This is a genomic window from Jiangella gansuensis DSM 44835, assembly GCF_000515395.1.
In the GTDB taxonomy this organism is placed as follows: domain Bacteria; phylum Actinomycetota; class Actinomycetes; order Jiangellales; family Jiangellaceae; genus Jiangella; species Jiangella gansuensis.
Genome location: NZ_KI911782.1, coordinates 1,461,270 through 1,483,245, shown reverse-complemented (window position 1 = coordinate 1,483,245; position 21,976 = coordinate 1,461,270). Strand labels below are relative to the sequence as shown.

Genomic DNA, 21,976 nt, shown 5'->3' with positions numbered 1-21,976 from the left:
CATTCCATGGTGCCCTCGGCTGAGAAGCGCACCTCGGGCATTCATCGTGCCCTCGGCTGAGAAGCGCACCTCGGGCACGGAGCATTCCACCATGAACCGCCGAGTTCGCGGGCGTGGCACCCACACCATCGCCGTCAGCCGGGTCAGGATGAAAACATGGCGCTCGTCCTGCTCGCCCTGGCCGCCGGCCTGGCGGCGGGCTACGCACGCCGCGGGCGCCTGCGCCGACTGGCCGCTCATCCACCGATCCGCAGCCGGCTCATTCTCACGGCGCTGGGCCTGTACGCACTGGGTGTGGCCGGCAGCTGGGCCTGGGAACCGCTGCTGCCCACGCTGACCGCGCTGTGCTGGTTCACGCTCGGGTTCTACGCCTGGCTCAACCGCGGCTACCACGGTGCCCGGCTGATCGCCCTCGGCCTGGCCGCCAACGGTCTGGTCATCATGCTCAACGGCGCCATGCCGATCTCCACGACCGCGCAGGAGCGCGCGGGAGTCACGCCGACGATGACCGCCGACGCCGGGAACCGGGCCACCACGCCAGGCGGCGCCGACCCGGCCGAGGAGACCGGCCGGGTCACCGCCATCGGCGAAGGCACCACGCTGCCGTTCCTGGGCAAGGTCGTTCCCGTGGCTTTCCCGCCCCGACCGGAGGTCGTGAGCCCCGGCGACATCGCCGTCGCCGCCGGCTGCGCGGCCGCACTGGCGACCGGGATGACCGGACGGCGGACGACCACGGCGGGCGCGCAACGCTCGACGGCAGGCGCCCAACGTGCGACGGCCAAGGCGCCGCGCTCGACTGCGGAGGCGCCGCGCTCCACGACGGGTGCGCCGCGTCGTACGACGGTCACCCCGCCGCCACCGCCGCCACCGGCGCAGCGCGACGAGCATCACATCGATCAGCGCGCCGAGGACGGGTCAGAGGCATCCACGGAGCGTGCGACAATGGACGCCGACGTGACCGCCGACGCCCAGCCGGAGTCGCCGCGCGTCACCGCCTGACGGCACCCGTCGTCGCGCGGGTTCGGCGGTCGTCCGCCGGTCATCCATCATCGAGAGGAGAGCTCGCCATGGGCAAGAGGGCACGCAAGCGCCGCTCGCGGAAGAAGAGCGCGGCCAACCACGGCAAGCGCCCCAACTCCTGAGGCGCCCGTACCGCGCATGAGCCCCGGACCTGCATCGGCAGCGTCCGGGGCTCTCGTCGTCAGTGGCGTGCGGACGGCGCCGGAATGGGTCAGGGCGTCCGGGTGATCTGCACGCGCACTTCCTGGATGCGGGCCCGGATCTTCATCCGCAGCTCGTCCGGCGCGTGTTCGCAGCCACAGGAGCGGGCGAGCATCTCCCGGATCACACGCTCGATGTCGTACTTCGACAGGCAGGGCTCGCACGCGTCGAGATGCGCCTTGATCTCGTCATAGGTGATGGTGCGGTCGTCGAGCTCATGGTCGAAGAAGACGTAGACCCGATCGAGAACCTCAGCGCAGTCGACTTCGTTGTCGTCGCAGCTCATCCTCCGACCTCCTGAGTGACCTTCGGCACCAGCCCACGCTCGCGGGCGTAGTCCTCCAGCAGCCCGCGAAGCTGACGGCGGCCCCGGTGCAGCCTGGACATCACCGTGCCTATCGGTGTGCCCATGATGTCGGCAATCTCCTTGTACGGAAAGCCCTCGACATCGGCCAGGTAGACGGCGATGCGGAACTCCTCGGGAATCTCCTGGAGGGCGTTCTTCACGTCGGAGTCGGGCAGGTGTGCCAGCGCCTCGGCCTCCGCCGACCGCAGACCGGTGGAGGTGTGCGCCTCGGCCCTGGCCATCTGCCAGTCCTCGATCTCCTCTGTGGCGCTCTGCTGGGGTTCACGCTGCCGCTTGCGGTACGTGTTGATGAACGTGTTGGTGAGGATGCGGTAGAGCCACGCCTTGAGGTTCGTTCCCTCCTTGAACTGGTGGAACGAGGCATACGCCTTGGCAAAGGTCTCCTGCACCAGGTCTTCGGCATCGCTGGCGTTGCGGGTCATGCGCAACGCAGCCGAATAGAGCTGGTCGAGGTACGGCAGCGCATCACGCTCGAAGCGCTGTGTGCGCTGCTCGTCGCTCTCCTGTTCAGCCATCACCAACGATGCTACCGGCGAAGGGTCTCCCCATGCTCGTCGGTCCGCAGGGCGGGCGTCGACCGCCGGTCGTTCCAAGCACGTCGTACCCACGTTGTTGTGAACCTCCCGAGTCGTCGTTCACTCGTCCGACGTAACGACGAACTCGCCGCGGGCATTCCCCGGCGACCGGTCAGCCCGGGGTACCCGGGACCTCCGCCAGGAAGGACCGGACGGCATCGACGACGGCGGCGATGGCGGCCCGCTGCTCGTGCCCCTTGGTGACCTTCATGCCGTGGTCGGCGTGCGGGACGACGACCATGCGGTGCGGCCCGGCGGGGAACTCGCCGGGAGCGCCGAAGGAGTCGCGCTCGCCCTGCACCACCAGCACCGGCAGCGCCTCGGCCGCGCCCGCGAGCTCCGGCAGGCGGGAGTTCTGCGGCTTGCCCGGCAGGTGCAGCGGGAACGCCAACGCGACGACGGCGACGGCACCCAGCTGTGGTGCCGTGCGGCAGGCGACCCGGGCGCCGGAACTGCGTCCGCCCAGCACCAGCGGGACGTCACGCGGCAACGTGGACACGGCGGCGCGCCAGGCTTCGTCGAGCACCAGCGGCCGCGGCGCCACCTTCTTGCCCGCCAGCCGCCACGGCTGCTCGAAGCGGAGGACGCTGACCCCTTCGGCCGGCAGCCGGCTGGCCAGCGCGGCGAGGTCGGCGGCCTTCGGGCCACCGCCGGCGCCGTGCCCGAGAACCAGCCGCAGCCGGGGGTTCTCGGCTTCGTCGGCCCAGAACGCCGCCTCCCCGACGGGCGTGTCCACGGTGCTGCGCTGGCTCGCCGTCACAGTTCCACCGGGTCGAGGAGGTGCGGGCCATTGTTGGAAACCCGGTTGACCTCGGTGGACACCGGGTAGGCGTCGAGGATGCCGGGCATGGCGGGCTTGAGCAGGCGGCCCAGCTCGTCCGCGTCGGTGCGGCCCGGATCGAGCCACTGCTCCCAGCCGTCCGGCTCGACCAGCATGGGCATGCGGTCGTGGATCTGGCCGACGTCGTCGGTGGCGTCAGTGGTCAGGATGACCACCGACCACAGGAACGCCTCCGGATCGTCCTCCGGGCGGCTCTTGTCCCGCCAGATCTCGTAGAGACCGGCCATGGCCAGCGAGCCGGACTTCGGATGGATGAAGAACGGCTGCTTCTCGCCCTTCTTCTCACCGCGCCATTCGTAGAAACCCTCCGCCGGCAACAGGCAGCGCCGTGCGGCGAACGCCCGGCGGAACGCCGGCTTCTCGGCCGCCGTCTCGACCCGGGCGTTGACCAGCTTGTTGCCGATGGACGGGTCCTTAGCCCACGACGGCACCAGGCCCCATTTCAGCGTGCGCAGCCGCCGCTCGGGCGGAGCCTCCGGCTCGTCCTTGCGGCCGCGGGTGAGCACGGCGTAGACCTTCTTGCTGGGCGCGATGTTCCAGTCCGGCTGGAGCCGCTCACGCACGTCGACGCGGTCGACCCCGAACTCGTCGGCGAGGTCGTCCGCGCTCTGACTGACCGCGTACCGTCCGCACATGTCACCATCCTCGCACCCGCCACCGACACCCGGCAGCGAGTGCGTACCGCGAGGAGTGGACCGGGGCCTTTCGTGGTAAGCCAGTGTCATGAGTCTCGTCCGCATGATCGCTCGTCCGATGCTCGCGACCATTTTCGTCGTCCAGGGCGCCAAGAACCTGCGCGACCCGGAACCTGCGCTCCCGGCGGCCTCGCAGTTCGCCGAGCGGTTCGGGCCGACGCTGCAGAAGCGCGTGCCGTCCTTGCCCACGGACCCGGCGGCGCTCGTCCGCATCAACGCCGGTGTGCAGCTCGGGGCCGGGTTGGCGCTGGCCACGGGGCGGCTGCCCCGCCTGGCCTCGCTGACACTGCTCGCGTCGCTGCTGCCCACCACCGTCGCCGGACACCCGTACTGGGAGACCGAAGACCCCGCGCAGCGCAACGCCCAGCGCGTCCAGGCGATGAAGAACGTCGGCATGGCCGGCGGGCTCCTGCTGGCCAGTGTCGACACCGGCGGCAAGCCCGGGCTCTCGTGGCGGGCCCGCCGGGCGGCCAAGGACGCACGCCGGGCCACGCGCACGGCTCAGCGTGAGGCCCGCATGACGGCGCGGCGGGCCAAGTCCGAGATCACCCACCGCGTGCCGCGCTGACGACCGCCCCTGCGCGCCGCGTCCCGGCGCCGCCCGGAGGCGTCACTCCGCCGCGGCGGCCAGCAGGCCGGCTGCCGCGGCCCGGGCGTGCGCCAACGCGCCGTCGAAGCCGCCGGCCGTCGCCGTCACCAGCGCGCCCTCATGCAGCAACGCGAGCCGGACGCCCAGGTCACCGGCGCGCTCGGCCGGCACACCGGCCTCCACGGACAGGCGCGTGTACAGGCCGCGCACCCAATCCTTCTCGGCCCGGATCACCGCGATACCGGGATGGTTCACGTCGCCGATCTCCGCGAACGCGTTGATGAACGCGCAGCCCCGGACCGCGTCGGCGTGCCACCGCGCCAGAGCGTCGTAGACGCCGAGAACGCGCTCCGGCCCCGCCTCCGGCGCCTGCCGCGCCAGGTGGTCGAGCACGAATGCCTGCCAGCGTTCGAAGCGGCGCCCGAGGTAGAGCGCGACCAGCGCGTCCTTGGAACCGAACCGGTCGTAGAGCGTCTTCTTGGTGGTGCCGGCGGCCTCCGCGATGGCGTCGACGCCGACCGCACGGATGCCGTGCTCGTAGAACATCGTCGACGCCGCGTCGAGCAGGCGGACTCCGGCCGGCGTGAGCTGGGTGGACGGTGGACGGGGCATGGGCTCCTCACCTCCGGGCTGGATCGAGGACACTGACAGTATACCGACCGGTATGTTTACATCGGTCCATGACCGACCTCGCCACCCGCCCGAACCTGTCGGGCGTCGACGCCGCGGCCGCGGCCGGGCTCGTCGTCTTCTGGAGCTCAGGTTTCATCGGCGCCCGCCTCGGCACCGAGCATGCCCCCGCCGACACCCTGCTGGCCTGGCGCTACCTGATCGCGGCCATGATCCTCGTGCCGGTCATGGCGCCGCGACTGGCCCGGCTGGCCCGCGCCGAACCGGGGGCGATCCGCCAGCACGCCGTCGTCGGCTTGCTGTCCCAGGCGTTGTACCTCGGCGGCGTCGTCACCGGGATCGGACTGGGCGTCCCGGCGGGCACCACGGCGCTCATCGCGGCGCTGCAACCACTGGTCGTCGCCGCCGCGGCGACCCGGCTGCTCGGCGAGCCGATCGGGTTCCGGCGCGGAGCCGGGCTCTGGCTCGGCCTGGCCGGCGTCGCCCTCGTGGTCGCCGACGACGTCGGCTCCGGCGCGCCCGCCTGGGCCTACCTCCTGCCGGTGGGCGGGATGCTGGCGTTGTCGGCGGGCACAGTGCTGGAACAGCGCTGGCGGCCGGCCGGCGGGCTGACGGCGTCGCTGACGGTGCACGTCGCCGTCGCCGCGGCACTGTTCACCACGGAGGCCGCGGCAGGTGGCCGCCTCGACCCGCCGGCCGCGGCCGGCTTCTGGTGGGCGGCGGCGTGGGTGCTGGTGCTGTCGACGGCGGGCGGCTACGGCATGTACCTCATCGTGCTGCGCCGCAGCGGTGCTACCCGGGTGAGCAGCCTGCTCTACCTCACCCCGCCGACCACCGCCGTGTGGGCCTGGGCGATGTTCGACGAGCACCTGGGCGGGCGCGCGCTGACCGGCCTGGCTGTCTGCGCCGCCGCCGTCTGGCTGGTGCTGGGGTGTAGGCGCCGCCCCAGGCGTCTTACCGCTTCACCAGGCAAGCATCCATGGTGAAGCGAGTGCACCCATGCCGGACGTGATCATTTCCGGGTCAGATGACCGGGTCGGACACCAGGGGGCGGACCTCGGGCGCCGCGGAACGGATCTGGTCGGCGGCTTGGTCGTCGGGCTTGGTCTGCGACTGCCGTTCGGCCTCGACCCGCTCGGCGTAGAGCTCCACTTCGCGCGCGACGGTCTTCTCGTCCCAGCCCAGCGATTCGGCCATCAGCCGGGCCACCGGCTCGGCGGCCACGATCCCGCGGTCCGGGTACTCGATGGAGATGCGAGTGCGCCGGGTGAGCAGGTCGGTGAGGTGCAGTGCGCCCTCGTGGGTGACGCCGTAGACGACCTCGACCCGCAGGTAGTCCGCGGCGCCGGGAATGGGTTCGAGCAGCTCGCGCCGGCCGTCGGCCAGCGCCAGCACCTCGTGGACCAGGGAGCCGTAGCGGTCGAGCAGGTGCCGCAGCCGGTGCGGGTGCAGGCCGTGTTCGTCGGCCAGCCGCTCGACCTGGTTGACCAGCGCGTGGTAGCCGTCGGCCCCGATCAGCGGCACCTTGTCGGTGATGGACGGCGCGATCCGGCCGCGGAGGTCGACCGCGGCGGCGTTGATGGCATCGGCGGCCATGACCCGGTAGGTCGTGTATTTGCCGCCGGCGATGGCGACCATGCCGGGCGCGGGCCGGGCCACCGCGTGCTCGCGGGACAGTTTGGAGCTCTGCTCGCTCTCGCCGGCCAGCAGCGGCCGCAGTCCGGCGTAGACGCCCTCGATGTCGTCGTGCGTCAGCGGGGTCATGAGCACGGAGTTGACGTGCTCGAGGATGTAGTCGATGTCGCTGCGGGTGGCGGCCGGGTGGGCGAGGTCGAAGTTCCAGTCGGTGTCGGTGGTGCCGATGATCCAGTGGTTGCGCCACGGGATGACGAACAGCACGGACTTCTCGGTGCGCAGGATCAGCCCGCTCTCGGCGGCGATGCGGTCGCGCGGCACCACGATGTGCACGCCCTTGCTCGAACGCACCCGGAACCGGCCCCGGGTCCCGGCCAGCCGCTGCATCTCGTCGGTCCAGACGCCGGTGCAGTTGACGACGACGTCGCACGTGACGTCCTGCTCGTCACCCGTCTCGACGTCGCGCACGCGCACCCCGGTGATGCGGTCGGCCTCGCGCAGGAACCCCACCACCTGTGTGGACGTCCGCACCACGGCTCCGTAGTGGGCGGCCGTGCGCGCCACCGTCAGCGTGTGGCGGGCGTCGTCGGCCTGGGCGTCGTAGTAGCGGATGCCGCCGACCAGGGCGTCGTGGCGCAGCGCCGGGAACAGCCGCAGTGCGCCAGCACGGGTCAGGTGCTTCTGCCCGGGCACCGACCGGGCACCGCCCATGGTGTCGTACAGCAGCAGGCCGGCGGCGGTGTAGGGGCGCTCCCACAGCCGGTGCTTGAGCGGGTACAGGAAGCTGACCGGCTTGACCAGGTGCGGTGCGATCCGCGTCAGCATCAGCTCGCGCTCGTGCAGTGCTTCGCGAACCAGCCCGAACTCGAACTGCTCGAGGTAGCGCAGGCCGCCGTGGAAGAGCTTGCTGGAGCGGCTGGACGTGCCGGCCGCGAGATCGCGCGCCTCGACCAGGGCCACTCGCAGCCCTCGGGTCACCGCGTCGAGGGCGGAGCCGGCGCCCACCACGCCGCCGCCGATGACGACGACGTCGAAGTGTTCGGCGCCGAGCCGGTTCCAGTACTCACGCCGAGCGTCGGGGCTGAGCCGGCCGTCCGACCCGGACAGTCCGGTGGGTGCGCTTTTGCCGGTCACGTGGATCAGGCCTCCTTGCAGCTCAGAGAGCACATGGTGCCGAAATAGACCCATTCGGGACGGTTCATCGCTCCGCCGCGCCGGCCGCGTCGTCGACACCGAGCAACACGCTACCCGCTCTGGTCGCCGAGGACGTAGACAGTTGGTCTACGCACCAGTAGGTTCCGAGATGACCCTTGGCAACGCTGCCGAGACCAGCCGGGACACCGGGGCGCCACGGCCGTTGCCGTCCACGGAAGCGGAGGTTCACATGGACCTGAGTTTCGGCGAAATCTTCCTGTCCGAGTTCCTCGGCACCGGCATGCTCCTTCTCCTCGGCTGTGGCGTCGTCGCCACGAACATCCTGGCCCGGAGCAAGGGCTACGGTGGCGGCTGGTTGATGGTGAACTTCGGATGGGGCCTTGGTGTCTTCGCCGGTGTGTTCGTGGCGGCCGAATCCGGCGCGCACATCAACCCGGCTGTGACGTTCGGCCTGGTCGCCCACGGCGACACCGACTGGGGCGACGTCCCGGCCTACCTCCTCGGTCAGATGGCCGGTGCCATCGTCGGTGCCGCGCTCGCGTGGGCCGCGTACAAGCAGCACTTCGATCTCGAGGAGGAGCCGGCCAAGAAGCTCGGCGTCTTCTCCACCGGCCCGGAGATCCGCAACTACGGCTGGAACTTCATCACCGAGGTCATCGCCACGTTCGTGCTGGTCTTCGTGATCCTGTCCTTCGGCAACCAGCCTGTGGATCTCGGCCCGCTCGCCGTCGCCTTGCTCGTCGTCGGTATCGGCGCCTCGCTCGGCGGGCCGACCGGGTACGCCATCAACCCCGCCCGCGACCTCGGTCCGCGCATCGCGCACGCGCTGCTGCCGATCCGCGGCAAGGGATCGAGCGACTGGTCCTATGCGTGGGTTCCGGTGGTGGGGCCGATCGTCGGCGGTGTCCTCGGCGGCCTCCTCGCCCGCGGCGTCTACTGACGCCGCCGAACCAGGCCTGCCCCCGCAGCCAGGACCGTGTTCTGATGGCAGAACGGGGTCATGCCCGCACGATGACGTGAGGAGAACGGATGAGCACGTACGTAGCCGCGATCGATCAGGGGACCACGTCCACCCGCTGCATGATCTTCGACCACTCGGGCCGGGTCGTCTCCGTCGACCAGCGAGAGCACGAGCAGATCTTCCCGCAGGCGGGGTGGGTGGAACACGACCCGGAGGAGGTCTGGCGCAACACCCGCGAGGTGTGCGCCGGCGCGCTGGCCAAGGCCGACCTCGTCACCAGCGACGTCGTCGCCGTGGGTATCACCAACCAGCGCGAGACCGCCGTGGTGTGGGACCGCACCACCGGCAAGCCGGTGTACAACGCCATCGTCTGGCAGGACACCCGCACCGACCGGATCGTCACCGAGCTGGGCCGCGACGGTGGCCCGGACCGTTACCGGGCCACCACCGGCCTGCCGCTGGCCACCTACTTCTCCGGACCCAAGGTGAAGTGGATTCTCGACAACGTCGACGGTGCCCGCGAGAAGGCGGAGGCCGGTGACCTCGTCTTCGGCAACATGGACACCTGGGTGCTGTGGAACGCCACCGGCGGCCCCAACGGCGGGTTGCACTACACGGACCCGACCAACGCATCGCGCACCCTGCTGATGGACCTCGACACCCTCACCTGGAACGAGGACAACGCCGCCGACATGGGCATCCCGATGTCCATGCTGCCGGAGATCCGCTCGTCCTCGGAGGTGTACGGCAACATCCGCGAGCGCGGTGCGTTCGCCGGGCTGCCGGTCGCCGGCATCCTCGGCGACCAGCAGGCCGCCACGTTCGGCCAGGCGTGCCTGTCACCGGGCGAGGCGAAGAACACCTACGGCACCGGCAACTTCGTGCTGTTGAACACCGGCACGGAAAAGGTGATGAGCGAGAACGGCCTGCTCACCACCGTCTGTTACAAGATCGGCACCAACGACACCGTGTACGCGCTGGAGGGCTCGATCGCGGTCACCGGCTCGCTGGTGCAGTGGTTGCGCGACAACCTCGGCATCATCGGTTCGGCGCCGGAGATCGAGAGCCTGGCGTCCGGCGTGGAGGACAACGGCGGTGCGTACTTCGTGCCGGCGTTCTCCGGGCTGTTCGCGCCGTACTGGCGCTCCGACGCGCGCGGCGCCATCGTCGGTCTGACCCGATTCGTCAACCGGGGGCACATCGCCCGGGCGGTCCTGGAGGCCACGGCCTTCCAGTCCCGCGAGGTCATCGACGCCATGAACGCGGACTCGGGGGTGGACCTCACGTCGCTGAAGGTCGACGGCGGCATGGTCGCCAACGAGTTGCTCATGCAGTTCCAGGCCGACATCCTCGGCGTCCCGGTCATCCGGCCGGTGGTCGCGGAGACGACTGCCCTGGGCGCTGCGTACGCGGCGGGGTTGGCGGTCGGCTTCTGGGAGAGCGAGGACGACATCCGCACCAACTGGGCCCAGGACAAGCAGTGGGACCCGTCCATGGACGACGCCCACCGCGAGAAGATCTACAAGACCTGGAAGAAGGCCGTCACCAAGACCTTCGACTGGGTCGAGGACGAGTAACCGCCCACCGGGTGGTGAATGATCACGTTGAGCATGGGTGCTCCCGCTCCACCACGAATGCATGCCTGGTGGAGCGAACGGGACCATGCTCAACGTGGTCATTTCGACGAGGTGCGGGCCGGCACCGATAGGCTGGGTGCCCGATGACTGAATCGACTGCCCCGCTCTGGCCTGCGCCGACCGCTTCCGGCCCGGTGGACGGCACCGTCGAGGTGCCCGGCTCCAAGTCGCTGACCAACCGGGCCCTCGTGCTCGCGGCACTCGCGGCCGGCCCGTCGCTGGTGCGGCATCCGCTGCTCGCCCGCGACACCCGGCTGATGATCCAGGCGCTACGCGTGCTCGGCGCCACCATCGAGCCCGCCGACGACGGGGTACGGGTCACGCCCGCGCCGGTCATCGGCGGCGGGTTCGTCGACTGTGGGTTGGCCGGGACGGTCATGCGGTTCGTTCCGCCGATGGCCGCGCTGGCCGGCGGAGATGTCCGGTTCGACGGCGACCCGCACGCACGTGAGCGCCCCATGAGCACCGTGCTCGACGCGCTGCGCGACCTCGGCGCCACCATCGACGACGCCGGCCGCGGCGCGCTGCCGTTCACCGTCCGGGGCGCCGGCGCGCTGCCCGGCGGCGCCATCACCATCGACGCGTCGGCGTCGTCGCAGTTCGTCAGCGGACTCCTGCTGTCCGCCGCCCGGTACGACAAGGGCGTCACCGTGCACCACGACGGCACACCGGTGCCGTCGCAGCCCCACATCGACATGACGGTCGCGGCGCTGCGCGAACGCGGCGTCGAGGTCGACGACGAGTCGCCGAACACGTGGCGGGTCGAGCCGGGTGACATCCGGCCCCTGGACACCGTCGTCGAGCCCGACCTGTCCAATGCCGCTCCGTTCCTGGCCGCGGCCGTGCTCACCGGTGGCACGGTGCGAGTGCCGCGCTGGCCGGCCGCCACCACCCAGCCGGGCGACGCGCTGCGCGACCTGCTGGCCCGCATGGGCGCCGCCGTCTCGCTCGACGACGGCGTGCTCACCGTGCGGGGCACCGGTGACGTCCGTGGGCTGGACGCCGACCTGCACGAGGTCGGCGAGCTCACGCCGGTACTGGCGGCACTGGCCGCCGTCTCGAACGAACCGTCGCGGCTACGCGGCATCGCTCACCTGCGCGGCCACGAGACCGACCGGCTGGCGGCCCTCGCCGCGGAGATCAACGGTCTGGGCGGCGACGTCGAGGAGACCGACGACGGCCTGGCCATCCGGCCGGCGCCGCTGCACGCCGGGGTGTTCCGAAGCTACGCCGACCACCGCATGGCGCAGGCCGGCGCCGTCCTCGGGCTCGTCGTCCCAGGCGTTCAGGTCGAGGACATCGCGACGACGTCCAAGACGCTGGCCGACTTCCCCGGCATGTGGTCCGCCCTGCTCGGGCAGCCCGCCGCCCTCGGCGGAGAAGCGCACCTCGGGCGAGGGCCGGCGGCGTGATGGCACGGCGGGCCACGGCCTCGTATGACGAGCGCGACGTCAAGGTCCGCCCCGGCCGCGGTTCGCGGCCGCGCAGCAAGCTCCGCCCGGCCCACGCCAATGCCCGCCCGGGCCTGGTCACCGCGGTCGACCGAGGACGCTACACCTGCTTCCTCGACGGCCCGCCGGCGCGCGTCGTCACCGCCATGACCGCCCGCGAGCTGGGCCGCAAGGCCGTCGTCGTCGGCGACCGGGTCGGCCTGGTCGGCGACGTCTCGGGCCAGCCGGGGTCGCTGGCGCGGATCGTGCGGGTCGAGGAACGCTCGACCGTCCTGCGCCGCACCGCCGACGACGACGATCCGGTCGAGCGGGTCGTCGTCGCCAACCCCGAACAGTTGCTGGTGGTGACGGCCGTCGCCGACCCTGAACCGCGGCCACGGCTGATCGACCGCTGCCTGGTCGCGGCCTTCGACGCCGGCATCAAGCCGTTGTTGTGCGTCACCAAGGCCGACCTCGCCGACCCGAGCCAGCTACTCGCCACGTACGCCCCGCTGGACGTGCCCACGGTGGTCACGCAGGCCACCGACGACGGCGGCATCGACCCGTCCCCGGTCGCCGAGCACCTGCGCGACCGGGTCACCGTCTTCGTCGGCCACTCCGGCGTGGGCAAGTCGACACTTGTCAACGCCATGGTCCCGGGTGCGCATCGGGCCACCGGGGCGGTCAACGTCGTCACCGGCCGGGGCCGGCACACCTCCACCAGTGCCGTCGCGCTGGCGCTGCCGGACGGCGGCTGGGTCATCGACACGCCCGGCATCAGGTCGTTCGGGCTGGCCCATGTCGAGCCCGCCCGGCTCATCCTCGCCTTCCCCGACCTCGCCGCCGAGACCGCCGACTGCCCACGTGGCTGCGTCCACGGCGCCGACGCGCCCGAATGCGGGCTGGACGACGCGCTGGCCGCCGGGCGCATCGACGGCGCCCGGCTCGACTCCTTCCGCCGCCTGCTGGCCAGCCGCGACCGGCAGGCCGGCGACTGACCCGCGTTCCCCGGGAGCGTGTAGGTTGCCCTCGTGGCCCACGACGACGACCTCCGCTTCGCCCACGTCCTGGCCGACGACGCCGACTCGCAGACGACGTCCCGGTTCCGGGCCGCGGACCTGCGCGTCGAGACCAAGGCCGACCAGTCCCCGGTCACCGACGCGGACAAGGCGACGGAGGAGGCGATCCGCCGCACCCTGTCGCGGGCCCGGCCGCGCGACGCCGTCGTCGGCGAGGAGTTCGGCGCGGAGGGTTACGGCGCCCGCCGCTGGGTCGTCGACCCGATCGACGGAACCAAGAACTACCTGCGCGGCGTCCCGGTGTGGGCGACGCTGATCGCGCTCATGGTCGAGGACGAGGTCGTGGCCGGCGTGGTGTCGGCACCGGCGCTGGGCCGGCGCTGGTGGGCCGCGCGCGGCACCGGCGCCTGGACCGGCCGGTCCTTGTCGTCGGCCACCCGCTGCCGGGTGTCCGGCATCGACACGCTCGACGAGGCGTCGCTGTCGTTCTCGTCCCTGGCCGGCTGGGAGGAACGCGGCCGGTTGCCGGCGTTCCTCGACCTGACCCGGGCGTGCTGGCGCACCCGCGGGTACGGCGACTTCTGGTCGTACATGCTGCTGGCCGACGGCGCGGTCGACATCGCCGCGGAGCCGGAGCTCTCGCTGCACGACATGGCCGCGCCGTCCATCGTCGTCGAGGAGGCCGGTGGCCGGTTCACCGATCTCGCCGGCCGGCCCGGGCCGCTGGGCGGCGACGCGCTGGCCACCAACGGCCTCCTGCACGACACCGTCCTCGACCGGCTCGGCGCCGACCGGGATCCCGACCAGAGCTGACCACGTCAGCCGGCGTGCTCGGTGACGGCCGCGGCCCCGGGCCGCACCCGCCGCAGCAGCGCCATGGCCAGCAACGCCGTCACGCCCACGACAACGGCACCCACGGCCGCGGTGGTGGTGAAGCCGTCGGTGAACGCCAGCCGGGCTGCCACCATCAGCGGTTCAGCGGCACCGGCAGGTAGTTCCTCCGCCACGGCGATCGCACCGCCCAGGCTGCCGGTGGCCGCCTCGGCGGCGGCTCCGGTGACGTCGTCCGGCAGTCCGCCGCGCAGTTCGTCGCCGTACACGGCCACCGCGACACTGCCCAGGACGGCGATACCGGTCGCGGCACCGAGTTCGGCGGCGGTCTCCGAGGTCGCAGCGGCGGAACCGGAGCGCTCGGGCGGCGCCGAACCGACGATCAGGTCGATGACCAGGCTCGCCGCCATCCCGACACCGGCCACGAGGACGGTGTAGCAGGCGATGACGACGCCCACCGACGAGTCGACCTCCACGGTCAAGGCCACCAGTGCGAAGCCCAGCGCGGCCAACGCGGCACCGGAACCGACCACGATGCCCGGTGAAATACGGCGCACCACCAGGTTCGCCACCGTGATGCCGACGATGGTGCCGCCCACGGTGGGCAGCATCCACAGTGCTGCGGTGAAGGGTCGGATGCCGAGCACCATCTGGACGTACTGGACGGCGATCGCTCCCATCCCGGCGGTGGCGAACGTCACGGCAGCATTGGTCCCGACGGCGGCGCTGAAGGCCGGGTTCCGGAACAGCCGGACGTCGATCATCGGGTCTGTGAGCGACCGCTGCCGCCGGACGAAGACCACACCGACGAACAGCCCGGCGGCGATCGCGGCCACGGCCGGCGCCGAGACGGTTGCGTCCGCAGCGATCTCCTTGATGCCGTAGATCACCGGCAACACCGCGGCCAGTGACAGCGCGGCGCTGGCGAGGTCGATGCCGCCGTGTTCGCGGTTGCGCGACTCCGGCAGCAGCAGGGGGCCGACGATCAGCAGGAGCACCATCACCGGCAGGTTGATCAGGAACACCGAGCCCCACCAGAAGTGCTCGAGCAGCAGCCCGCCGACGATCGGCCCCACGGCGACCCCGCCGGTGAAGGCGGCGGTCCACACGCCGATGGCGGCCCGGCGCTGGTTGGAGTCGTGGAACATGCTGCGGATCAGCGAGAGGGTCGACGGCGCCAGCGTCGCGCCGCCGATACCCAGCAGCGCCCGAGCGGCGATCAGCTGTTCGGGGCTGGAGGCATAAGCGGCCAGCAGAGACGCCGCGCCGAACGCCACGGCACCGGCCAGGAGCAGCCGTCGTCGCCCGATCCGGTCACCCAGCGAGCCCATGGTGATGAGCAGCCCCGCCATCAGGAAGCCGTAGATGTCCATGATCCACAGCAACTGCGTGCCGCTCGGCTCCAGGTCGGCACTCAGCCAGGGCGCGGCCATGAACAGCACGGACAGGTCCATTGACGCCAGCAGCGCGGGGATGGTGAGGACGGCGAGGCCGATCCATTCCCGGCGGCCGGCCTTCTCGACGATCTCGGTCATGGCTCGAACTATACGAACGTCTTATACATTTGTCTATGACGAGCGTATAGATCTGCGCCTACACTGGTCAGCATGGGACACCGTGAGGACCTGCTCGCCGCCGCGAAACGGCTACTGGCGGAGAAGGGTTACGCCCACATCACCGCGCGGGACCTGGTCGCCTCGTCCGGGACCAACCTGGCCTCCATCGGCTACCACTTCGGCTCCAAGGACGCGCTGCTCAACGCCGCAGTCCTCGACTCGTTCGACGACTGGGACGATGAAATCCAGGCAGCCATGGACCAACACGCCGGCGACACCCCCGTCGACCGCCTCGAGGGCTTCTTGACCGGCCTGGTCGGCGGGCTCGAGCGCAGCCGGCCGATCGCCGTGGCCAGCGTGCACGCCTATGCGCAGTTCGAGTACGTCGCCGAGCTGCGCGATCAGCTGTCCGAGAAGTACGAGAGTGCCCGGAACGAGCTGGCCCAGCTGTTGTTCGACGACCAGGAGGTCGACGACGAGACCGCGCGCACCGTCGGCTCACTGGCGCTGTGCATGATCAACGGCATGGTCCTGCAATGGCTGATCGACCCCGACCGGGCCCCGACGCCCGCGGACCTGGCCGCGGCGTTGCGACGGCTCGCGGCGGCGATGTGAACCGACGGCGTCCGATAGTCTCCGGCCATGGCTTCGGAGACGTTCGTACCGGCCGGGTTCGAGCCGCCGACATCATTGGTCACCGATCTGTTCCGCCTCGAGCCGCTGGGGCCGCAGCACAACCACGCCGACCACGCAGCGTGGATGTCGAGCATCGAGCACATCCGAGCGACGCCGGGCTACCCGGACGGCAGCTGGCCACCGCTTGACGGGATGTCTCTGGAGGCCAACCTTGCCGACCTGCGCCGCCATGCCGCCGACTTCGCCGCCGGCAAGGGGTTCACCTTCACCGTTCTCGACCCGGCCGACGGCGATGTCATCGGCTGTGTGTACCTGTATCCGACGGCGTCCGCGGACCACGACGTCACCGTCCAGTCGTGGGTTCGGGGAGACCGGGCCGGCCTCGACACCCCGCTGGCTGACGCAGTCGATGCCTGGCTCGCCGCCGAGTGGCCCTGGGAGCGCGTGGACCGCTGCGGTCGCTGAGCGCGGCGTCCAGCTCGCCGGCAACCACCGCGCGATCTGCCTCGCCGATCCTCTGTTGGATCGATCCCGACTTGATCACAGGTCCGGACGCTCCGCCGAGGCGGCCTCGTCGGGCCGCTGTCGCGACGTCGCCAGGTAGCCGCCCACGGTGTTCACCACGGCGACGATCGGCACCGCGATGATCGCGCCGATGATCGAGCCGGCAAGCGTCCCGATGGCGACGGCGACGGCCACCGCCAAGGGGTGGATGCGCACCATCCGGCCGAGGATGAACGGCTGGAACACGTTGCTCTCGATCTGCTGGACGACGACCAGCCCGGCCAGCACGACGATGGCCGTCAGCAATCCCTGGGTCACCAGCGCCACCAGCACCGCGACCGCCCCCGTCACGAACGCGCCGATGAGCGGCACGAACGCGCCGAAGAAGATCAGCACGCCGAGCGGCAACGCCAACGGCACCTGCAGGATGAACAGCAGGACGGTGACGGCGACGGCGTCGAACAGCGCCACCAGGACGATGCCGCGGATGTACTGCGCCAGGGTCCGCCAGGCGACGTCGCCGGCCGCGGCCGCCCGTGCCCGCGACCGGGCGGGGAACAGCCGCACCAGCCAGGCCCAGATTCGGTCGCCGTCGTAGAGGAAGAAGATCAGCGCGAACAGCGACAGCACGATCCCGACGAAGATCTCGATGGCCACCGTCGCAGCCGTGGTGGCCTGCTCGGCGACGGAGTCGTCGCTCTGGACGTACGACAGCGCGCGGTCGATCCACCGGTCCAGCTGGGCTTCGTCGACCCCGAACGGCGGACCGGCCAGCCAGCCGCGGATCTCCTGCAGACCCTCCTCGGCCTGGTCCACGACGTCGCCGAACTGGCCACCGACGGCGTTGCCCACCAGCGTCAACGAGCCGACGACGACGATCAGGAAGCCGACGAAGACGGTGGCCGCCGCGGGCCCGTTGCGCCACCCGGCCCGGCGCAGCCGGCGCACCAGCGGATGCAGTCCTGCGGCCATGAGTAGGGCGGCCACCAGCGGGAAGATGACCAGCCGGAGCTCCCAGGCGAGCCAGCCGGTGCCGCCGACAGCCGCGGCGATGACGATCAGCCGCCAGCTCCAGTCCGCCGCGTCGCGCACCGCGCGTGGCACCGGGTGCGGGGTGTCGAGAGGGCTGTGCCCGGCACCTGCCGCCGAACCCAGCCGATCGGCCGAGGCCGCTGGGTCGGCGGGTGCACCCGGTGCGGCGGACACGCCGGCGGACCCGGTCGTCTCGACGGACTCGCCGGGGGCGATGGCCGCACCGACGTCGACGGACGCGACGGGCGCACCCGACATCGCCTCCGGTGCGGTGTCGGGTCCGGGTTCTGCCTGCGCCTCCCGCTCGGCCGCGGCTCGCGCCAGCCGCTCGCGGACGTCGTTCCACCAGCGGGTGAGGCGCTTCAGGCGGTCAGGCACAAGGGCCAGCCTGGCACAACCCCCTTGATCATCAAGGGTTGACCCGGTGCTGGCCGGGCCGACTCTTGATGATCAAGGGAAAACCCGCCGAGATTTCGTCGCCACGCCCGCGTCATGATGCCGCCGCTGTCCCGTCGTGATAAAGCAAGGGACGATTCCGAAGCGTGCGCGAAGGCGGGGGAATGCCGGATATGACGGGGTGTGACCATGGCGGTGGCGTGCCGGAACCGACGCTGCTGACCGCATGGCTGGAACAGCCGGGCCGGGCCACGGCCAGGACCGCCGGCCCGGGTGGGGCCGATGGCCCCGCGAGCCAGGCGGGCGGGGCGGGCGCGCCGTCCGGGGCGCTGCCTCCACCGGGCGTCGAGGCCGTGCTGGAGGCTCTGGGCGCCGAGCGGCCGGAGCCGGAGGAGGTGTCGCACTCGCTGACGGTGTTCGCCTGGGAGCGTGCCGCAGCGAGTACGGACCTCACCTGCCTGCTGGCCGAGCTGGACGAGCTCTGGGACGTGCTGGAGGACACCGGCGGGGCGCCGCTACCGCGTGCCACTGCCCGGCACCGGCTGGTCGACGCGTGGGTGGACGCCGTCGCCGCCGAGCGCGGGTCGCCGGGAGTCGACCCGCTGTCTGGCCTGCACACCGCTGGCTATCTCTACGGCCGGGTGCAGGAGCTGGACCGGCTGTCGGCCACGGAACCGATGGCACTGGTTCTCATCGTGGTCCGGTGGGATGCCGCGGCCGGCCCGTGGATGCGCATCGCCCGCATCCTGCAGGCCGCATCGGCACTACGGTCGAGGGTCCGGCCGGAGGCCACGCTGAGCCAGGTCGGCACGACAATGGCGATGGCGCTGGTGCCCGACGACGCACGGGCGCGAGTGGAACGGATCTCCTTGACGAAGGCGGTCGAAAACGGTGAACTGAGCACTGCACATGTGATGGTCGACGTCTTCGCTGTCCCGGACACCCGAGCACGATTGCCGGAACTCGTGACACGGCTACATGGGGGGGCTAATGTCGATCATGCCGTCAGGCCGCCCAGTTTCCGCCACTCAGGGACAGGTTCCCTGGACTGAGCCGCCTGAATGGGACGGATAGCGAGACCAGGTGACCACTCCAGCAGATGCCGCCAGCGATGAACAGCTCATCGCGCGCACGCGCGCGGGCGACATGGCCGCTTACGACGAGCTCTACCGGCGTCACGTCGACGACGCCTCCAAGGTCGCCCGCATCGTCACCGACAACAGCGACGAGGCTCAAGACGTCGTCGCCGAGGCCTTCACCCGGGTCCTGACCCGGTTGACCGAGGGCGGCGGCCCGGACCTCGAGTTCGCCCCGTACCTCAAGACGGTCGTGCGCCGGCTGGCCATCGACCGGCACCGCACCTCACAGCGCTCCGGCCAGGTGTCCGACCCGTCCATCCTCGACGTGCTCCCGCACGCCGACGACCCCATGGCGCGCTCCACCGACCGGCAGCTTGTCCGGCACGCGTTCGAGACGCTGCCCGAGCGGTGGCAGCAGGTGCTGTGGCACACCGAGATCGAGGGCCGGTCGCCGGCGTCGCTCGCACCCACACTGGGCGGATCGGCCAACGCCGTGGCCGCGCTCGCCTACCGCGCCCGCGAGGGCCTGCGCCAGGCGTACCTCGCGGTGAACCTGTCGGCCGAGGTGCAGCCCGACTGCCGGCCGTACGCACCCAAGATCGCCTCCTATGTGCGGGGCACTCTGTCCGCACACGACACCCGCGAGATGAGTGCCCACCTCGCCACGTGCACGCACTGCCGCGAGCGCCGCGACGAACTGCTCCTGCTGGTCTCCGACATGCGCGGCGTGCTCTGGCCGGCGCTGCTGCTCCCGGCGTCCGGAGTCGGAGCGGCCGCCCTGGCCGGGGCGGGCGCGGCCGGCGGCGGAGTCCTCGCCTTCCTCTCCCCTGCCCGGTGGGGCAAGCAGGCCCGGCAGCTCGCCGTCGGCGGGGCGGCAGCGGCTGCCGCCGCGGCCATCGCCGTCGCCGCATACCTCGCGGTCGCCGACGACGGCCCGGACGACGAGCCGGCCGCCGTGCCGTCGGCGTCCGCCGAGCCGGAGCAGCCGGGCAGCAACGACGCCGACCCGCCGCCCCCGCCTCCGGACACCCAGGAACAACCGCCGGCCGCTCCACCCGACACCGAACCGGACTCGCCTCCGGCGCAGGCGGAGGACGAGCCGCCGCTGGACGACGAGCCGCCCGCCGACGATCCCGCACCACCGGTGGACGTGCCCGACGTCGAGCCGTCGCAGCCTTCGGAGTCGCCGTCCTCGGAACCCTCCGACGAACCGTCCGCGGAGCCGTCCGACGAGCCGACCGAGGAGCCGAGCCCAACGCCGTCGCCGAGCGACCCACCGGAGGCGGAGCAGGCTCCCAGCATCGACGTGCAGCCGCCGCCGAACCCGGTGGTCGTCGCCGGTGAACCAGTCGTGCTCACCGCCGCGGTGTCCGGCAACCCGCCGCCACAGCTGCAATGGCAGTTCGCCGAGCCCGCACCGGCGCAGGACTCGGCCGCCGCGTCGCGCTGGTTCCTGCGCACATCGTCGGGCTCGCCGAGCTTCGTACCCGCCGTGTACCAAGAGACCCCGGGGGACGGCACTGACCCGCCCGCCGCGCCTCCGGCCGAGGAGGACTGGGTCGACATCGCGGGCGAGACCAGCGACACCCTCGTTATCGACGCCCCGACGTCGGAGATGGACGGACGCGCCTACCGGCTGCGGGCCGCCAACGCCCTGGGCACGATCGCCACCGAGCCGGCCGTCATCACGGTGCGGTACAGCCCGGAGATCGAGGCCCATCCGCGCAGCGCCACGGCCGACGAAGGCCGGTCCGTCACGTTCGAAGCCACCGCGAGGGCCAACCCGGGCGTCGCCACCATCACCTGGCAGGTCCGACGCCCCGGCAGCGACTGGCGCGCGCCCAACCCCGACATCGCCTCCTCGCGGCAGGAAGGCACGACGTCGACGCTGCAGGTCATGGCCGGCCGCGAGCTCAACGGCAACCAGTACCGCGCGGTCTTCACCAACGAGGTGGGTGAAACGGTCTCCGAACCGGCCACGCTGAGCGTGCGGTGGGCACCTGAGGTCACCGCGCAGCCGGCAGACGTCGAGGCCGAACCCGGCGACTCCGCGGAGCTGACCGCCGAGGTCACCGGCAACCCCGCGTCCACCTGGCGGTGGGAGACCGCCGTCTCCGCCGCCGGCCCGTGGACCGCGGTGCCGGGTGCCACCGGTTCCGGCAACGCCGCCGCGATGACCCTGACCGACCTGACGCTCACGCACGACGGCCGCCAGTACCGCGCCGTGTTCACGAACCCGCTCGGCTCGGTCACCACCGAACCGGCCGAGGTCACGATCCGGTGGGCGCCGGAGCTCATCACGCACCCGGCCGACACCACCGCGTGGGCGGGCCAGGACGTCACCTACACCGCCACGACCACGGCAGCTGTGCCTGAGGCCACCTGGCACTGGGAGCAGCAGCTGCCCGGAACGCAGCAGTGGACCGCGGTGGACGGCGCCTCCGGCACCGGCACCCAGGCCACGCTGTCCGTGAACGACGTCGGCCGCGAGCACGACGGCCGGAGCTACCGCGCGGTGTTCGCCAACGCGGTCGGCACAGCCACCAGTGAGGCCGCTGCGCTGACGATCGCCGTTCCCGGCCAGCTGAAGGTGAATCTCGGCCTGCACGGCGGCGAGCGATGCATCGTGGTCGGGCCGGACGGCCCGCGCGCCGGCGCCTGCAGCAGTGCGCACGCCGACGACTGGGGCCTCACCACCGACGGAACCATCCGCCGCCGCACCGGCACCGCGGATCTGTGCCTGCAGGCCGTCGGCGAACAGCAGCCGGTCGCGTTGAGCACCTGCGACGGCGGCGCCGACCAACGCTGGAGCATCAGCCCGGACAGCACGGCACCGCAACAGGTCGAGAGCGCGGTGTTCCCCGCCTACGGGCTCGACATCGACAGTGTGAGCCCGAACGGCCGGCTCCTGCTCTGGCCGCTGCACGGCGGCTCCAACCAGCACTTCTGGTTCGTGGCGCGCTGAGGCAGCGAACTCGGGGCCGGCCGCAGGGCTTCGGCGGTGGACACCACCAGGTCCGCTGCCGCTCCACCAGGACCGTACGCATGGTGGAGAGGTAGAACACCTGGTGGTGTCCGTCGGATCGGCCGCCGGAACCGACCCGTTCACCCGGTTCGTCCGGACCCCCGCTGAGGCCCCCGAACTTTCTCGAGAAATTTCCGTGCGAGCGCGTCATGACGGGGTCAC

21 protein-coding genes are annotated in these 21,976 nt (G+C 71.6%); 13 read left to right on the top strand and 8 right to left on the bottom strand.

The window, feature by feature from the left end; translation table 11 throughout:
* The first annotated feature begins 156 nt into the window (after window positions 1–156).
* On the top strand, window positions 157–999 hold the full coding sequence (locus JIAGA_RS32870) for a DUF5317 family protein (protein ID WP_051425819.1): 843 nt from the start codon (window positions 157–159) through the stop codon (window positions 997–999).
* A 68-nt stretch (window positions 1,000–1,067) separates the two neighbouring features.
* Window positions 1,068–1,142 (top strand): 50S ribosomal protein bL37, encoded by a 75-nt coding sequence (locus JIAGA_RS36340; protein ID WP_425402779.1) that lies wholly within the window; start codon window positions 1,068–1,070, stop codon window positions 1,140–1,142.
* A gap of 89 nt (window positions 1,143–1,231) precedes the next feature.
* On the opposite strand, the gene rsrA is transcribed toward JIAGA_RS36340, so the two are convergent.
* From rsrA to JIAGA_RS0107220, 4 genes are all read right to left on the bottom strand, one after another.
* Complete coding sequence (gene rsrA, locus JIAGA_RS0107235; RefSeq protein ID WP_026875148.1) at window positions 1,232–1,507, bottom strand: mycothiol system anti-sigma-R factor; 276 nt, start codon at window positions 1,505–1,507, stop codon at window positions 1,232–1,234.
* Window positions 1,504–2,103, bottom strand: coding sequence for a sigma-70 family RNA polymerase sigma factor (locus JIAGA_RS0107230; RefSeq protein ID WP_026875147.1), 600 nt, complete (start codon window positions 2,101–2,103; stop codon window positions 1,504–1,506). The genes rsrA and JIAGA_RS0107230 overlap by 4 nt, the downstream gene beginning before the upstream one ends.
* Window positions 2,104–2,275: 172 nt before the next feature.
* On the bottom strand, window positions 2,276–2,899 hold the full coding sequence (locus JIAGA_RS0107225) for an alpha/beta hydrolase family protein (protein ID WP_211239552.1): 624 nt from the start codon (window positions 2,897–2,899) through the stop codon (window positions 2,276–2,278).
* Between the two features lie 20 nt (window positions 2,900–2,919).
* Window positions 2,920–3,639, bottom strand: a complete 720-nt coding sequence (locus JIAGA_RS0107220; RefSeq protein ID WP_026875145.1) for an SOS response-associated peptidase — start codon at window positions 3,637–3,639, stop codon at window positions 2,920–2,922.
* Window positions 3,640–3,727: 88 nt separating this feature from the next.
* Here JIAGA_RS0107220 and JIAGA_RS0107215 point away from each other — a divergent pair, with 88 nt between their 5' ends.
* Complete coding sequence (locus tag JIAGA_RS0107215) at window positions 3,728–4,267, top strand: DoxX family membrane protein (RefSeq protein WP_026875144.1); 540 nt, start codon at window positions 3,728–3,730, stop codon at window positions 4,265–4,267.
* A 42-nt stretch (window positions 4,268–4,309) separates the two neighbouring features.
* On the opposite strand, the gene JIAGA_RS0107210 is transcribed toward JIAGA_RS0107215, so the two are convergent.
* Window positions 4,310–4,900, bottom strand: a complete 591-nt coding sequence (locus tag JIAGA_RS0107210; protein WP_035812217.1) for a TetR/AcrR family transcriptional regulator — start codon at window positions 4,898–4,900, stop codon at window positions 4,310–4,312.
* Between the two features lie 68 nt (window positions 4,901–4,968).
* Between JIAGA_RS0107210 and JIAGA_RS28145 the strand changes: the two genes are divergently transcribed.
* A complete protein-coding gene (locus tag JIAGA_RS28145; protein WP_051425818.1) occupies window positions 4,969–5,904 on the top strand; it encodes a DMT family transporter in 936 nt (311 codons plus the stop codon).
* 37 nt (window positions 5,905–5,941) lie between these two features.
* Here JIAGA_RS28145 and JIAGA_RS0107200 read toward each other — a convergent pair whose 3' ends face one another.
* Window positions 5,942–7,687 carry a glycerol-3-phosphate dehydrogenase/oxidase gene (locus JIAGA_RS0107200; RefSeq protein ID WP_035813627.1) on the bottom strand — a complete coding sequence of 582 codons (1,746 nt, stop codon included), beginning with the start codon at window positions 7,685–7,687 and terminating at the stop codon, window positions 5,942–5,944.
* Window positions 7,688–7,937: 250 nt separating this feature from the next.
* Between JIAGA_RS0107200 and JIAGA_RS0107195 the strand changes: the two genes are divergently transcribed.
* The 5 genes from JIAGA_RS0107195 (at window position 7,938) to hisN (ending at window position 13,568) form a co-directional block, all read left to right on the top strand.
* Entirely contained in the window at window positions 7,938–8,648 is a 711-nt protein-coding gene (locus tag JIAGA_RS0107195; RefSeq protein ID WP_026875141.1) for an MIP/aquaporin family protein, read from the top strand.
* An 89-nt stretch (window positions 8,649–8,737) separates the two neighbouring features.
* Window positions 8,738–10,246: a glycerol kinase GlpK gene (gene glpK, locus JIAGA_RS0107190; RefSeq protein ID WP_026875140.1), complete on the top strand. Its 1,509-nt coding sequence runs from the start codon at window positions 8,738–8,740 to the stop codon at window positions 10,244–10,246.
* 143 nt (window positions 10,247–10,389) lie between these two features.
* Complete coding sequence (gene aroA / locus JIAGA_RS28140) at window positions 10,390–11,718, top strand: 3-phosphoshikimate 1-carboxyvinyltransferase (RefSeq protein WP_051425817.1); 1,329 nt, start codon at window positions 10,390–10,392, stop codon at window positions 11,716–11,718.
* Window positions 11,718–12,734: a ribosome small subunit-dependent GTPase A gene (gene rsgA, locus JIAGA_RS0107180; protein ID WP_035812215.1), complete on the top strand. Its 1,017-nt coding sequence runs from the start codon at window positions 11,718–11,720 to the stop codon at window positions 12,732–12,734. Before aroA ends, rsgA begins: the two co-directional genes overlap by 1 nt.
* 33 nt (window positions 12,735–12,767) lie before the next feature.
* Entirely contained in the window at window positions 12,768–13,568 is an 801-nt protein-coding gene (hisN, locus tag JIAGA_RS0107175; protein WP_026875138.1) for a histidinol-phosphatase, read from the top strand.
* Between the two features lie 5 nt (window positions 13,569–13,573).
* On the opposite strand, the gene JIAGA_RS0107170 is transcribed toward hisN, so the two are convergent.
* The gene (locus tag JIAGA_RS0107170) at window positions 13,574–15,121 is read right to left on the bottom strand and encodes an MFS transporter (protein WP_026875137.1); all 1,548 of its coding nucleotides are present in this window, start codon (window positions 15,119–15,121) and stop codon (window positions 13,574–13,576) included.
* A gap of 72 nt (window positions 15,122–15,193) precedes the next feature.
* On the opposite strand from JIAGA_RS0107170, the gene JIAGA_RS0107165 reads away from it, so the two are divergent.
* A complete protein-coding gene (locus JIAGA_RS0107165; RefSeq protein WP_026875136.1) occupies window positions 15,194–15,757 on the top strand; it encodes a TetR/AcrR family transcriptional regulator in 564 nt (187 codons plus the stop codon).
* Window positions 15,758–15,784: 27 nt separating this feature from the next.
* Window positions 15,785–16,243, top strand: a complete 459-nt coding sequence (locus JIAGA_RS0107160; RefSeq protein WP_026875135.1) for a GNAT family N-acetyltransferase — start codon at window positions 15,785–15,787, stop codon at window positions 16,241–16,243.
* Between the two features lie 75 nt (window positions 16,244–16,318).
* On the opposite strand, the gene JIAGA_RS28135 is transcribed toward JIAGA_RS0107160, so the two are convergent.
* Window positions 16,319–17,692, bottom strand: coding sequence for an AI-2E family transporter (locus JIAGA_RS28135; protein ID WP_051425816.1), 1,374 nt, complete (start codon window positions 17,690–17,692; stop codon window positions 16,319–16,321).
* A gap of 218 nt (window positions 17,693–17,910) precedes the next feature.
* Between JIAGA_RS28135 and JIAGA_RS0107150 the strand changes: the two genes are divergently transcribed.
* Both JIAGA_RS0107150 and JIAGA_RS32865 read left to right on the top strand, forming a co-directional pair.
* A complete protein-coding gene (locus tag JIAGA_RS0107150; RefSeq protein ID WP_026875134.1) occupies window positions 17,911–18,762 on the top strand; it encodes a hypothetical protein in 852 nt (283 codons plus the stop codon).
* 31 nt (window positions 18,763–18,793) lie between these two features.
* Window positions 18,794–21,754, top strand: a complete 2,961-nt coding sequence (locus JIAGA_RS32865; RefSeq protein ID WP_157552831.1) for a sigma-70 family RNA polymerase sigma factor — start codon at window positions 18,794–18,796, stop codon at window positions 21,752–21,754.
* The last annotated feature ends 222 nt before the right edge of the window (window positions 21,755–21,976 follow it).

Coding starts and splice junctions, on each gene's coding strand:
- JIAGA_RS0107210 (WP_035812217.1), bottom strand. CDS start 4,900: ATGCCCCGTCCACCGTCCACCCAGCTCACGCCGGCCGGAGTCCGCCTG.
- JIAGA_RS0107160 (WP_026875135.1), top strand. CDS start 15,785: ATGGCTTCGGAGACGTTCGTACCGGCCGGGTTCGAGCCGCCGACATCA.
- glpK (WP_026875140.1), top strand. CDS start 8,738: ATGAGCACGTACGTAGCCGCGATCGATCAGGGGACCACGTCCACCCGC.
- JIAGA_RS0107165 (WP_026875136.1), top strand. CDS start 15,194: ATGGGACACCGTGAGGACCTGCTCGCCGCCGCGAAACGGCTACTGGCG.
- JIAGA_RS0107220 (WP_026875145.1), bottom strand. CDS start 3,639: ATGTGCGGACGGTACGCGGTCAGTCAGAGCGCGGACGACCTCGCCGAC.
- JIAGA_RS0107230 (WP_026875147.1), bottom strand. CDS start 2,103: ATGGCTGAACAGGAGAGCGACGAGCAGCGCACACAGCGCTTCGAGCGT.
- JIAGA_RS28145 (WP_051425818.1), top strand. CDS start 4,969: ATGACCGACCTCGCCACCCGCCCGAACCTGTCGGGCGTCGACGCCGCG.
- aroA (WP_051425817.1), top strand. CDS start 10,390: ATGACTGAATCGACTGCCCCGCTCTGGCCTGCGCCGACCGCTTCCGGC.
- rsgA (WP_035812215.1), top strand. CDS start 11,718: ATGGCACGGCGGGCCACGGCCTCGTATGACGAGCGCGACGTCAAGGTC.
- JIAGA_RS0107215 (WP_026875144.1), top strand. CDS start 3,728: ATGAGTCTCGTCCGCATGATCGCTCGTCCGATGCTCGCGACCATTTTC.
- rsrA (WP_026875148.1), bottom strand. CDS start 1,507: ATGAGCTGCGACGACAACGAAGTCGACTGCGCTGAGGTTCTCGATCGG.
- JIAGA_RS0107170 (WP_026875137.1), bottom strand. CDS start 15,121: ATGACCGAGATCGTCGAGAAGGCCGGCCGCCGGGAATGGATCGGCCTC.
- JIAGA_RS32870 (WP_051425819.1), top strand. CDS start 157: ATGGCGCTCGTCCTGCTCGCCCTGGCCGCCGGCCTGGCGGCGGGCTAC.
- JIAGA_RS0107195 (WP_026875141.1), top strand. CDS start 7,938: ATGGACCTGAGTTTCGGCGAAATCTTCCTGTCCGAGTTCCTCGGCACC.